Below are 13,864 nucleotides of genomic sequence, written 5' to 3'. Positions count from 1 at the left end.
GAAGCGAAAAGCTTCTCTTTTTTATTGTTTTTTTTGTGAATCTTTCATTAAAACTGGATAAAGAATAAGACCTAATACAAACAAACCAATGCCTAAGAAGAATGTTTTTAAATCAGCAGTTCCCGTTTTAATAACCCATAAGGAATATAAAAATGCTAATGCAGTAATGATCCCATCTTTTACTCGAGATCCAGGCATTATATCATACGTTTCCCCCGTAATAACTAATTTTAACTGGTACAAGGTAGAAACGAGGTACGGGATTAAATATGCTAATGTCGCTACAACAATAGCGAAATTATATGCTTCTGAAACAGTACCAGAAATCGTTGAGAATAAGAAAATTTGCGTCATCACATTTGTAATAAATAATGATTTTGAAGGACTACCTTTTTTATTTGTTTTACTGAAAAACTTAGGGAAAAGTCCATTTTTAGCAGCCTGGTAAGGTACTTCTGAGCTAACAACGATCCATCCTACAGTAGAGCCGAATAAAGATACGAGTGCGAGTAAGGCCATTATATAAGCGCCTTTAGTACCAATTGCTAGATTTAATGCATCTACTAATGGTTTTTGAGACTCTTTTAAAGCGTCTTGTGGAAGAGCGCCCATTGTTAGTAGAGTAATTGCCATGTAAATAAGAAGAGCGATGATTAATCCGAAAATCGTAGCTTTCTTAACATCGTGTTGAGATTTTGCACGGTTAGAGAGCATAACTGCTGACTCAATACCGATAAACGCCCAAAGTGTTGCAATAGCAGCGGAATTTATTTGTCCACCCAACGAAATAGGTTGTCCAGCTTCATTCATAAATGTTTGACCGTCCCCGAAATTAGAGGCATTGAAAATGAATAATGTGATTACAATAAACATTGTAAATCCGATGATTTTTGCGATTGTTGCAAGAAGGTTCATATTTCCTGCTCTATCAATATTTTGAGAAAGAATATATTGAATTCCCCATAGCATCATACTACATACTATGAAGGTTAAAGCTTTTCCAAGTTCTAATGAAAATCCGTTTGTTGAAAAGAGAATTTGCTTACTTTGTAAAACTGGGAAGAATGTTGATAAATAGCCTGCAAAGGAAATAATTACAGATGCTGTAGCAGCCCAGTTAGCAGCCCAGTATCCCCAAGCCATACTATATCCTGCAACTTTACCTGTCTTTTGAGAAGTAAACATTGCTTGGGCGTAACTTTGTGGTCCTGCTTTTAATTCTGGTTTACGAATTGCTAAATTTCCAAATACGAGTGCAATCATAAATACACCAAGTCCTGTAATACTCCATGCCAGTGTAGATCCCATTGGACCTGATACGTGTGCTAAATTTGCTGGGAGCATAAATACGCCACCGCCAACCATATTCCCGATAACAAAAGCTGTTAAAATCCATAATCCCCATTTTTTCGTTTCCATTTTTGTTAACTCCTTTGTAGTAAGTTTTGCTTAAACATCATTTTTTACTAGCATTTTTGGCAATAAAAAAAGAGCCATGTAGATAAAAAATACCTACATGGCTCTTTGCCAAAGCGTAGGTACAACGGGAATAACCCTTGTACCTACGCGTAATTTTTCCGCTAGGTTTCAAGGGTTAAGTATGATGATGATGTTTTTGTGCAAATGTAACTACAGTTGTATAAGTAAGCATAGTTCTTTGCTCCCTTTCTCCTCTGATTTTGAAGTTAGTATACTACATGTTTTTTTGAATGAAAAGAAAAATTTATAAAAATACGTTTTAGAGACTAAATATTTACCTATAGTTTTCTTGTACTGGAAAATAAGTGAGAGATTGGCAGAAGAGTATAGCGTGGTATAATACATATAGAACTAGAAGGTGACAAGGGGCTATTGTAGATGATGAGTAAGTATGAACAAATTTATACAGAAATCAGCAAGTCTATTGATAATAAACAATTAAAAGAAGGATGTAAAATTCCATCAGAAACGGAATTAATGAAGCAGTATGAGGCAAGTAGGGGTACTGTAAGAAAAGCTGTAGATTTATTGCAAGAGCGTGGATATGTTCAAAAAATACACGGAAAAGGTGTTTTTGTATTAAAGCGCAAAAACATTGAATTTAACTTTGGTGGTATTGTAAGTTTTCAAGAAGAAAATGAACGTTTAGGACGTCATTGTATTACAGAAGTCGTGGAAATAGAGAAAATGAAAGCGACACAAGATATAGCAAAGCTATTAAACGTGAAAGAAAAAACGGAAATAGATCATATTAAACGTGTACGAAATATTGATGGAGAAAAAGTAATTTTAGATATAAACCATTTTGTATCGGAATATATTCCAGGATTAACGAGAGAAATTGCAACTACATCGATTTATAAATACATTGAGAAAGAATTAGGGCTACATATCAGCTATTCACAGCGGGTAATTGAAGTACAACCATGTACAGATGATGACCGAAAGTATTTAGATTTAAATGGAACAGACTATGTTGTCGTTGTAAAAAACTTTACTCATTTATACGATGGGAGTCAGTTCGAATATACGGAATCACGTCACCGCTTAGATATTTTTCACTTTTCGGATGTGGCGCGAAGAAAATAAAGAGATGGAGCGAAATAATCGTTCCATCTCTTTATTTATAAAAAAAATCATCAACTTATATATACGAGTGTTGACTAACTTATATATACGAGTTAATATGTAAGTGTAAACGGTATCAAAAAAAGAAAAGAGGGACGGGAATATGGGGAAAGACTATCGTAAAACAGCAGAAGAAGTGTTGCAGTATATTGGTGGGAAAGACAATATTGAACAAGCTGCGCACTGTGTAACGAGGCTACGTATCGCTTTAAAAGATGAAAATAAAATAGATAATGATAAATTACAGTCTGTTTCATTAGTAAAGGGAGCGTTTCATAACGCTGGGGTATTTCAAATTGTAATTGGTCCAGGTGATGTCGATCGAGTATACGCTGAATTGATAACGCTTGCAGGTATGGAAGAATCGACAGTAGCTGACGTAAAAGGTTCAGGGGATAAAAAATTAAATCCAGTTCAAAAGTTTGTAAAAGTATTTTCAGATGTATTTATGCCGATTTTGCCAGCAATTATTACGGCAGGTTTACTAATGGGGATTAATAACCTGTTAGGGGCAAAGGACTTATTTTTTGATGGGAAAAATTTATTAGAAGTATATCCGAACTTAGGTGGGCTTTGGGATTTAATTAATATGATGGCCAATACAGCATTCGTATTCTTACCGGCACTTGTTGGTTGGTCAGCAACGAAGCGCTTTGGTGGTAGTCCAATACTAGGGATTGTTATGGGATTAATGCTTGTGCATCCGGCCTTATTAAACGCGTGGGATTATGGAAAAGCAGCGACTGGCTTAGAGGGACAAAAGATTGAGTACTTCGATATTTTAGGGCTATTCCAAATTGAAAAGGTAGGGTATCAAGGTCAAATTTTACCCATTTTAGTAGCAGCATTCGTATTAAGTAAAGTTGAAATCTTCTTAAAGAAACATGTGCCAAACGCAATTCAATTATTAGTTGTACCAATTACAACAATCGTTGTAACGGGTGTGTTAGCGTTAGGAATTATCGGTCCAGTTACACGTCATATTGGCGATTTATTAACGGCTGGATTAGTTGGCGTATATGAAACGGTACCAGTAGTTGGAGCAGTATTATTTGGAGCATTATATGCACCGCTCGTAATTACAGGAATGCATCATATGTTTATTGCAATTGATTTACAGCTAATTGCACAGCACGGCGGTACATTTATTTGGCCGATGATTGCTCTTTCTAACATTGCACAAGGTAGTGCGGCACTAGCGATGTTCTGGATTTCTAAAAATCAAAATGATAAAAGTATGGCATCAACATCAGCAATCTCAGCGTACTTCGGTATTACAGAGCCAGCGATGTTCGGTGTGAATTTAAGAAATAAATTCCCGTTCTATGCAGCGATTATTGGGTCTGCTATAGCAGCGATATTTATTACATTAAATGGTGTATTGGCACCAGCAATCGGAATTGGCGGATTGCCAGCATTTATTTCTATCATTCCGAAATCGATTCCAATGTTTATTGTAGGGATGATCATCGCAGTTGTAATCCCATTTACGTTAACATGGTTATTTGCGAAACGAGTAAAACAGAAGTAGGAGGAAATTAAGCATGAAGGATTGGCATAAAAGTGTAGTTTATCAAATTTATCCGAAGAGCTTTAATAGCTATTACAATAAAGAAACCGGTGATATAAAAGGGGTTACAGAGAAACTAGATTATTTAAAAGAACTCGGAGTAGATTATATTTGGTTAACACCGATATACCGATCACCACAAAATGACAATGGATACGATGTAAGTGATTATTACAGCATTGATCCATCTTACGGGACGATGGAAGAGTTTGAAGAGCTTTTAAAAGAAGCGAAAGTACGTGACATTGAAATCATGCTTGATATCGTTGTAAATCATAGTTCAACGGAGCATAAGTGGTTTAAAGAAGCAAAAGAAGATAAGAATAGTCCGTATCGAAATTATTATATTTGGCGTGATGAAAAGAATAATTGGCAGTCTAAATTTGGAGGATCTGCTTGGAAATATGATGAGAAAACAGGGCAATATTTTTTACATCTATTTGATGAGACGCAAGCTGATTTAAACTGGGAAAATGAAAAGCTTCGTGAAGAAGTGTACGATATGATGCGCTTTTGGTTGGAGAAAGGTGTAAAAGGATTCCGCCTCGATGTTATTAACTTAATTTCAAAAGATCAAAGATTTTTAAGTGATGAAGGCACCACGGCTACAAGTGATGGGCGTAAATATTACACAGATGGTCCGCGCGTCCATGAATATTTACAAGAGATGAGCCAAAATGTTTTTGAAGGGAAAGATGTAATTACAGTTGGAGAAATGTCATCTACGACAATTGATAATTGTATTAAATATTCGAATCCTGAGCGCAATGAACTAAGCATGACGTTTAGTTTCCATCATTTAAAAGTAGATTATCCGAATGGCGATAAGTGGACGAAAGCTGATTTTGATTTCATTAAATTAAAAGAAATTATGTCTAATTGGCAAATTGAAATGCAAAAGGGCGGAGGATGGAATGCGTTATTCTGGTGTAATCATGACCAGCCTCGTATCGTTTCACGGTTTGGTGATGATGAGAAGTACCGAAATGAATCTGCGAAAATGTTAGCGACAGCTATGCATATGTTGCAAGGAACGCCTTACATTTACCAAGGTGAAGAAATCGGTATGACGAATCCTAAATTCGAGTCCATCGAGCAATATCGTGATGTGGAATCGTTAAATATATATGATATAAAGCTAGAAGAAGGATTATCAAAAGAAGAGATTATAGGGATTTTAAAACAAAAATCTCGTGATAATTCACGTACTCCGATGCAGTGGAATGGAGAGGTGAATAGTGGTTTTACAACAAGTACACCTTGGATTTCAGTGGCTGAAAACTTTAAAGAAATAAACGTAGAGAAGACATTAGAAGATAAAGAATCTGTATTTTATCATTATAAAAAGTTAATTGAACTTAGAAAAAAATACGATATAATTACAGACGGAAAATATGATGTTTTAGATGAAAATCATCCTAACATTTGGGCGTATACACGTACTGTAAATAATGAAGTATTACTTGTTATAAATAACTTCTACGGAGAAGAAATAACGTATTCTGTACCAGTTCATGTTCAATTGGATTGTATGAAACAAGAAGTAGTAGTATCAAATTATAAAGATCCAAGCAGAGATATTACAAATCTTAACTTAAGACCTTATGAATCAATAGTATATCGATATACAAAATAAAAAGGTTGTATGCCCGCGGGGCATACAACCTTTTATTTTAAGACACCGCTATATAAAATGTTCACGTCTACTTCTGGTTTGAATTTTACTTTTGCATAATCTTTATTCCAATTTTTTTTCTTCCATAAATCAGGATGATAAGCGATAAGATGTCTGCCAATCCCAAAAGCATCACAATTTGCTTTTTGTAACTTTTTCGTTATCTTTTGAGCTTCTTTCGTAAGCTGTTTAGACAGTTCTTTATTTAGTTTTTTTCTTTCATCCATCTTGTAAAGATTATCTCTTGGGGCTTCAAGGGCGATTACTTGCAGTTTCAGTTTTAGATGGGCGTAAACATTTCCTTTTTTGTCAGTTGTTATGTTTAATTCTCTTTTTAGTTTCCCATTTCTAATTTCAAATGCTAAATAATCTGCTGTGTTAGAAGAATCACTTCCTGTAAGCTTTTGTGTAATATGTGCGCTGTCCCCCATATTCCCCATTAACAATACGAAGAGTACGGATTGCCGAGAAGGTAAAAGGCCTGTTAATTTATCTTTATTAAATAAGGCTATTCCATTTGTTATAATCTCTTTTCCTTTTAGTTTTATCGAGGGTAGGGTGAAGTCTTTACCAGGGTCTAGCATCTTTGTTACGGTTGTTTCTAAAGTTTCTTTCGGAAAAACACTCATATCTTCTAAGCTTTTGATCTTTTTCTTTAAAAAATCTCCAATTAATAAGTTTCCTACCTTTTTTTTCTCGAGTATTTTAGAAGTTTCGCCATCAACTGCAATAAGCTTTACTAATGCGGTTGGATTCGTTGGGTCGCGAAAAGCAACATCTAAGTATGGAAGTAGACCTTTTTTTTGTATTTTTGTTCCTAACAGTTGTACACCATATTTAAAATAACGAATGTTACCTGTTACGTTTTTTTTTAGTGCATCGCTAGTATCTCGTACGTTATGACCAGTTGCTGAATGTACTTCATTTTCGAATGCAGATTGTTCACCACTTGAGCTCTTTACAAGTTCAATGGTTTGCTGAAGCTTATTTTCTTCCGTAATATCGTAGCCTAGACTATAAGCTAATCGTGCTTCTCTTAATGGTTCTTGATCCCAACAGCCAGAAAGGAATGAACTAGCACATAATATAAAAAATAATTTAACTCTTTTTTTGAACATACTGCTCTCCTTTCTTATTTCTTATTACAGAATAAAGTAGAAATAAAAGAGGGAGGACAACGATGAAAATATAGGTGAATTTATCAGTGAAATTTGCAATGACTTTTAATTGTTCAGGTGTGTCTATAAATAAGGCGACGCTAAAAGAAATAAGTCCAACAATAGGGACAGCTTTTTTATGATTAGCAAGGTTGAATATATGCCCAATTCCGATTGAAGCAGCGCAGTAATAACTAGCAATAGAAGCTACAACAGTTATCATCCAAATTGGTATGAAAATTAAATCAGTCCGATCTACAATCCCAATATGCAAGGAGCGTAACAAGTAAGCAACTGGCTCTGGAATAAGCTCAATTTGCTTTGGACTAAATACGATAAAGCAAATCCAGACGGTAAAAGCATAAAAAAGCGTTACAAATCCATTAGCAATAGAAATCGCTTTTAGTCTTGCTACAGGATTACCATTTACTTTTGGAAAAGCAATAAGAATAATTTCAAAGCCATACATTGCTGTAATTGTTTCTTTAGATGCTTGAATAATATTCCACCATCCAGCCTCTGTAAGTGGAAAAATATAAGAAAAATCAGCTCGTGTGAGCCCAAGTGCAATTAAAAGTGCCATTGGGATAATAAGAATAGAAGCCATGACATAAAATCGTACAATCACTTTAAATGTATTATAGGCTACGTAGCAACAAGCTATTGTAAATAGTATGAGAATTGCAGACCAAGGGGTGGCTTGTAAGACCCATACTTTAATGACGTTACAAGCGTTTAACATGACGGTCATACCGATAAGAGTAAAATAAAAAACATAAAAAAAACCTAATAACTTTCCGATTTTATTACCAAATAGCATACAAACACTTTCATACATATCTGCATCAGGAAAGCGTTTTAAGAAAAGCCACATAAGTATAATAATAAGTTGAATTGTAAGACCAGCGATGAGAGCAGAAATCCACCCACCGCCTTTCGCAATGGGGTGAAGGCGGTTTGGTAAAGAAAGTATACCAACTCCAATTTGGCATTGAATAACGAAAAAGGTAAATTGAACAAGTGAAATTTTACTTTGCGTGTTTGTCACCGTTCTCATCCTCTCTTGTTACATGTTGTCGTTGCATTTTTTTCGGCTTTGGATCATGTGGTCGTTCCCAAAATGACCAAATTGGAAGTCTTACAAAAGAATCTTTCATATCTTTTATTCGCATCGGTGCAAGAGGAGAAAGATATGGTGTATGAAAAGAATGAAGCTGACATAAGTGAACGAAAGTTATAATTAAGCCAAATGAAATCCCTACATATCCGAATATAGCAGCAAGGATCATTAACGGAAAACGAAGAATTCGAACCGCTGAGCTCATGTCGTTTGATGGAACGAGAAAAGATGCAATTGCAGTTAAAGCTACAACGATAATCATTGTATAAGAAACGAGGCCGGCTTTTACGATTGCATCACCAATTACTAAACCACCTACAATACCGATTGTTTGTCCAACGCGGCTCGGCAGACGAATACCAGCTTCTCGTAATAATTCGAAGATCAATTCCATTAAGAGTGCCTCAAAAATCGGAGGAAGCGGTACTTTCTCTAATGAAGCTTTAATTGTATAAACGAGTTCGAGTGGCAACACATCAGGATGAAACGCCACGGTTGCGATATATATAGCTGGTAAGAGAAAAGCGATTAAGAAACTTACTAAGCGGATCATTCGTACGAAGGAACCGACAATCCAGCGGTTATTATAATCATCTGGTGATTGATAAAAAGCAAATAATGTAACGGGAACGATAAGTGCTGTCGGATCTCCATCTGATAAAATAGCAACTCGTCCCTCCATTAAATTAGCAACAGTTCTATCTGGACGCTCTGTATTTAATTGCTGTGGGAATGGTGAGAAAGACGTATCTTCTATAAATTCTTGTATGTAGCCTGGTGGCATGAGTGCGTCTGTCTTAATCGTTTCTAATCTTCTTTTTACTTCTGTGACGAGATCATCATTAGCTATATTTTGCATATAAACAATTGCTACTTTCGTGTGCATCTCTTCACCAAGGATAAAATATTTAACGACTAAATTTGGACTCTTAATTAGTTTCCGTACGGAGGCTAAATTAGTAGCTAAATCTTCTACAAAACCAGAATGTGGTCCGCGTACAACACCTTCATTGTCAGGCTCTTTTATGTCCCTTTTTAAAGATAAAGCTGTTTCAAAAGTACAAAAACTTTCGACATGTTCATGGAAATACAATGATTTACCCTGTAATAAAAGTTGCACACCATAATTTAAATTTGTTTCTTTTTTCATATTCAATGTAGAAAAAGCTTTTTCTAAAGACAAATCAGATCGAGTTAATAATGGTTCAAGAGCTAATTGATGAAGTAAATTTGGGTCTGCTAAAGATTCGATATATAAGATTGTTCCTTTTCCATTTTGAAAAGGAACATCTAATTTTTTTATATCATCAGAATGGCAGAGCTTATTTTCAATGTAATTAACATTTTCCGAAAGTGATGGAAACATATGCTTCGTTTTATTTTTTTGTTGGTTATTGCTTTGCTCTGTCATAAGGCCCACCCTTTTAGAATTGAATTATCACTGTTAATTTTTGCTTTTTATGAAAAAATTATGCTTATATTCTTTTAAAAAAAGTAGCTTGAAAGTTACGTTACGTCATCTTTTATACTAAAGAAAATAGGATATAGGGGGATGGTGTAGATGACTTTAAAATGTATGTGGGGATGGAAAGAAATTTTATATTTATTTGTTTTCGTATTTCTGATTGTACCAGTAATGATTGAATCTCTTTTTTATGATTATGCTTTAAAAATACTAGGGAACTCATTATATGCTGGAGTATTAATGGGACTTATAATGGCAGTGATATTTACGTTTGTAGTTTATCTTTTTTGCATAAAAAGATATAAACTGTCGTGGAAAGATATTGGAATTCGGAAGCTTTCATGGAAAGATTTCTTGTGGACATTTGTAGCGGTTATTTCTTTGATTGTCGTTAGTATTGGTGTATTAATGATAATGGAGAAACTGGGGATTTCTTTTGAAAATAGTAAAACGGAGACGATCCAAAATGATAAATCAATATATGCGTTCTGTATCGCGGTAATTGGAGCAGCAGTTATATCACCAATCTATGAAGAAATTTTATATCGAGGTGTTTTTTATACGTTTTTTCGTGATAGATATGGCATATGGGGCGGGGTGATTATAAGTTCAATAATATTTACCGTTGTTCATATTCCAACATATAACACATTACCGGTGAATTTTTTAAGCGGAGTAGTATTTGCGTGGTTATATGAAAAAACAAATTCTATTTTATCGGCTATGATTGCACACGCACTATTTAATTTCATAGCAGTACTTCTTACATTTATGTCGAATTAAGAAGATATATAGGAGGGATACAAATGGAAATAGCGGTAGAACGTGTTTTTACGAATGAAATTTTAGCAAGAGCAGCAAAGGCATATCATGTAACGGTGGAAGAAAAGCCACTTGGTGATTTTGAAAATTATATTTTTAAGGCGAAGGGTAAAAATAATGAAGATTACGTATTACGCTTAACTCATTCTTCTCATCGTTCTAAAAAAGAGGTAGAGGCCGAACTAGATTTTTTACGGTATGTTGCGGAGCATGGGGCGAAAGTGGCGGGACCTCTTAATTCAATATCTCAAAATCTTGTAGAAGAAATTGGAGCGGAAGATGGCACTTTCTTTTTCGCGTCTTTATTTACATATGCAAAAGGTGAGCAAGTAAAAGGAGAAGAATCGGCTTATTGGGGAGATGCTTTCTTTGAAGCTTGGGGAAAAGCGATTGGACAACTGCATCGCCTTACAATGGATTATCCTAAAACTGACTACCGTGATACGTGGGAAGAGGATGAAAGTAGCATTGTTAGCGGATTAGAAGATGCGAAGGTGAAAGGGATTGCCACTGTATTAATGGATGAAATAAAGGCTCTTCCAATCGAAAGAGATACGTTTGGCCTTATGCATGGCGATATTCATCCAGGTAATTTTCATTATGATGGAAAAGGGCTAACAATCTTTGATTTTGATGACGCTGCCTATAATTACTTCATTCATGATTTAGCAATGGTTCTTTATTACTCTGTTCTTTTTACACCGTGGACATTGGAGAAAAAGACTGAATTTGCTCGTAAACAGTTACAAGTGTTAAGAAAGGGGTACGAATATGAGCACAGGCTGGCGGATAGTTGGTATGAATCGTTACCGTTATTTTTACGGTTACGTGATATAGGCCTATACGGTACGCTTCAAAAGAAATTTAAGGGGAAAGATATGCCAGAGGATTTTCAAAAGTTATCAGATGAGTTGTATGAAAGAATTATAAAGCAAGAGGCAATAGTGAATATATAATACAGATATAAGGGAACAAAGTATATAAAATAAATATATACTTTGTTTTTTTATACAAAAATATGTTTACTTTATTAAAATAATATTGTTATAGATTCGGTATACACTTATAATTTTATATATATTCTGAATATTCTTTATAAAGGAGGAGGGGGAAAGTTGGAAGCTATCGTAAGTTGGATAAATAATATTGTTTGGAGTCCAGCACTTGTCTATTTATGTTTAGGAGTAGGTCTATATTTTTCCATTCGAACAAGGTTTTTACAAGTAAGACATGTAGGGGAAATGGTGAAGCTTACATTTAAGGGAGAAAAGTCTGATGCGGGTGTTTCTTCGTTCCAAGCGTTAGCACTTTCGTTATCAGGGCGCGTTGGAACCGGAAATATTGCCGGTGTTGCAACGGCTGTTGCCTTTGGTGGTCCAGGCGCTGTATTTTGGATGTGGGCGGTAGCCTTTCTAGGAGCTGGTTCTGCATATGTAGAATCGACGCTTGCACAAATATATAAGACGAAGCATCAAGGGCAATTCCGCGGTGGTCCTGCTTATTACATTGAAAAAGGACTAGGTGTTAAATGGTACGCATTAGTGTTCGTCGCAGCGACAATTCTTGCAACAGGAATGCTGCTTCCAGGTGTTCAAGCGAATAGTATTGCTGTAAGTCTAGAAACAGCTTTTGGTATTAATACTTCTGTATCCGGGGCGGTATTAGTAGCGGCATTAGCACTTATTATTTTTGGTGGAGTTAAGCGAATTGTTAACGTAGCGCAAGTTGTAGTACCGTTTATGGCGCTTGGCTATATTTTAGTAGCTTGTGTAATTGTAGGTATGAATATCGAAAAACTACCAGACGCTTTCATGTTAATTTTAAAAAGTGCATTTGCATTAGAAGCAGCTTTTGGCGGGATTATTGGTTTAGCAATTTCTTGGGGTGTAAAACGTGGTATTTATTCAAACGAAGCAGGGCAAGGAACTGGGGCCCATGCAGCAGCTGCTGCTGAAGTATCGCATCCAGCTAAACAAGGGTTAGTACAAGCATTTTCCGTTTACATTGATACATTATTTGTTTGTTCAGCAACAGCATTTATGATGATTATTACAGGCATGTATAACGTATTTGATGCAAGCGGAAAAAACTTTATCGTCAATAAATTAAATGGTGCACAGCCAGGTCCTGGTTATACACAGGCAGCAGTAGAATCTGTTTTCCCTGGATTTGGAAACGGTTTCGTAGCAATCTCTTTACTATTCTTCGCATTTACAACAATTATGGCTTATTACTACATTGCAGAAACGAATATAGCTTACTTAAATCGTGATAAAGACCGTCCTTGGATGTCTATCGTACTAAAGTTTGTATTCTTAGGAGTTGTATTCTACGGTTGTGTAAAAACAGCAGAAACAGCATGGGCTTTAGGAGATATTGGTGTAGGAATTATGGCATGGGTTAACATTATTGCGATTCTATTATTACAAAAACCGGCATTGATCGCATTAAAGGATTATGAAAAGCAGAAAAAAGAAGGAAAAGATCCAGTGTTCGATCCGCAGAAATTAGGAATTAAAAATGCTGATTTCTGGGAGCATGAATACGGGAAAGACAAGAAAGAAGAAGTATCTTAAGAGAATAGAAATGAAGGAGCAAAGGGAAATCCCTTTGCTCTTTTTTATGGACAAAATGAAGATGAAAGTTATTTTTTTGCCTATTTTTGAATATAAAAAGAATGTACATGCTTTGTTTAGGAGAGGGGGGAGTATGGTGATAGAGTTTCGTAATGTAAATAAATATTATGGTAACTTCCAAGTTTTGAAAAATATTAATGTGCAAGTGAAAAAAGGTGAAGTGGTAGTAGTTGTTGGTCCTTCAGGATCAGGAAAAAGTACATTGCTTCGGTGTATAAATCAGTTAGAGGCGATTACTGATGGAGAGTTAATCGTACAAAATACAGACGTACACAATAAAAAAACAGATATGAATGAATTACGCCGAAATATTGGTATGGTCTTCCAGCATTTTTACTTATACCCACATAAAACAGTTCTGCAAAATATTACACTAGCACCAATTAAAGTAAATAAAACTTCAAAAGAAGAAGCAGAAAAAACAGCGATGGTTTATTTAGAGAAAGTAGGAATCCCGGAGAAGGCAGGTGTATATCCTCATCAATTATCCGGGGGTCAACAGCAAAGGGTAGCTATTGCTAGAGGGCTCGCGATGCAACCGAAAATTATGCTATTTGATGAGCCTACGTCCGCTCTTGATCCAGAGATGATCGGAGAGGTGCTTGATGTTATGAAAGCGCTGGCTAAAGAAGGAATGACGATGGTCGTCGTCACACATGAGATGGGATTTGCACGTGAGGTAGCAGATAGAATTTTATTTATGGATGACGGTCAAATTATCGAAGATACAACACCATCACAATTTTTTGAAAATCCTGAACAAGAAAGAGCACGTCTATTTTTAAGCCGGGTATTAAATCATTAAAGGAGGA

Annotated in this window: 11 protein-coding genes; 7 read left to right on the top strand and 4 right to left on the bottom strand. The window is 35.5% G+C overall.

What is annotated here, in order from left to right:
- Positions 1–21: 21 nt before the first annotated feature.
- Positions 22–1,419: an amino acid permease gene (locus MR155_RS18855; RefSeq protein WP_219300222.1), complete on the bottom strand. Its 1,398-nt coding sequence runs from the start codon at positions 1,417–1,419 to the stop codon at positions 22–24.
- A gap of 438 nt (positions 1,420–1,857) precedes the next feature.
- On the opposite strand from MR155_RS18855, the gene treR reads away from it, so the two are divergent.
- The 3 genes from treR to treC all read left to right on the top strand — a co-directional run bounded on the left by treR (position 1,858) and on the right by treC (position 5,813).
- Entirely contained in the window at positions 1,858–2,568 is a 711-nt protein-coding gene (gene treR / locus MR155_RS18850) for a trehalose operon repressor (RefSeq protein ID WP_219300220.1), read from the top strand.
- 142 nt (positions 2,569–2,710) lie between these two features.
- Entirely contained in the window at positions 2,711–4,138 is a 1,428-nt protein-coding gene (gene treP, locus MR155_RS18845) for a PTS system trehalose-specific EIIBC component (RefSeq protein ID WP_219300215.1), read from the top strand.
- Between the two features lie 13 nt (positions 4,139–4,151).
- A complete protein-coding gene (gene treC, locus MR155_RS18840) occupies positions 4,152–5,813 on the top strand; it encodes an alpha,alpha-phosphotrehalase (RefSeq protein ID WP_219300213.1) in 1,662 nt (553 codons plus the stop codon).
- Between the two features lie 32 nt (positions 5,814–5,845).
- Here the strand turns inward: treC and MR155_RS18835 are convergent, their stop codons facing one another.
- The 3 genes from MR155_RS18835 to gerKA are packed head-to-tail and all read right to left on the bottom strand — an operon-like array spanning position 5,846 to position 9,540.
- Positions 5,846–6,970, bottom strand: coding sequence for a Ger(x)C family spore germination protein (locus MR155_RS18835; RefSeq protein ID WP_219300211.1), 1,125 nt, complete (start codon positions 6,968–6,970; stop codon positions 5,846–5,848).
- Complete coding sequence (locus tag MR155_RS18830) at positions 6,951–8,057, bottom strand: GerAB/ArcD/ProY family transporter (RefSeq protein WP_219300209.1); 1,107 nt, start codon at positions 8,055–8,057, stop codon at positions 6,951–6,953. Before MR155_RS18830 ends, MR155_RS18835 begins: the two co-directional genes overlap by 20 nt.
- The gene (gene gerKA, locus MR155_RS18825; protein WP_219300207.1) at positions 8,038–9,540 is read right to left on the bottom strand and encodes a spore germination protein GerKA; all 1,503 of its coding nucleotides are present in this window, start codon (positions 9,538–9,540) and stop codon (positions 8,038–8,040) included. Before gerKA ends, MR155_RS18830 begins: the two co-directional genes overlap by 20 nt.
- A gap of 150 nt (positions 9,541–9,690) precedes the next feature.
- Between gerKA and MR155_RS18820 the strand changes: the two genes are divergently transcribed.
- From MR155_RS18820 to MR155_RS18805, 4 genes are all read left to right on the top strand, one after another.
- Complete coding sequence (locus tag MR155_RS18820) at positions 9,691–10,377, top strand: CPBP family intramembrane glutamic endopeptidase (protein ID WP_242310836.1); 687 nt, start codon at positions 9,691–9,693, stop codon at positions 10,375–10,377.
- 23 nt (positions 10,378–10,400) lie between these two features.
- Positions 10,401–11,372, top strand: a complete 972-nt coding sequence (locus tag MR155_RS18815; protein WP_219300203.1) for a phosphotransferase enzyme family protein — start codon at positions 10,401–10,403, stop codon at positions 11,370–11,372.
- A gap of 159 nt (positions 11,373–11,531) precedes the next feature.
- Positions 11,532–12,992, top strand: a complete 1,461-nt coding sequence (locus MR155_RS18810) for an alanine/glycine:cation symporter family protein (RefSeq protein WP_002029764.1) — start codon at positions 11,532–11,534, stop codon at positions 12,990–12,992.
- Between the two features lie 10 nt (positions 12,993–13,002).
- Positions 13,003–13,857, top strand: coding sequence for an amino acid ABC transporter ATP-binding protein (locus MR155_RS18805; protein WP_313897560.1), 855 nt, complete (start codon positions 13,003–13,005; stop codon positions 13,855–13,857).
- Positions 13,858–13,864 lie beyond the last annotated feature (7 nt).

Source organism: Bacillus cereus group sp. BfR-BA-01331 (genome assembly GCF_022663915.1).
Classification (GTDB): Bacteria; Bacillota; Bacilli; order Bacillales; family Bacillaceae_G; genus Bacillus_A; species Bacillus_A mycoides.
Note: the sequence above shows the minus strand (reverse complement) of the source record. Positions and strands in the feature narration are given on the sequence as shown.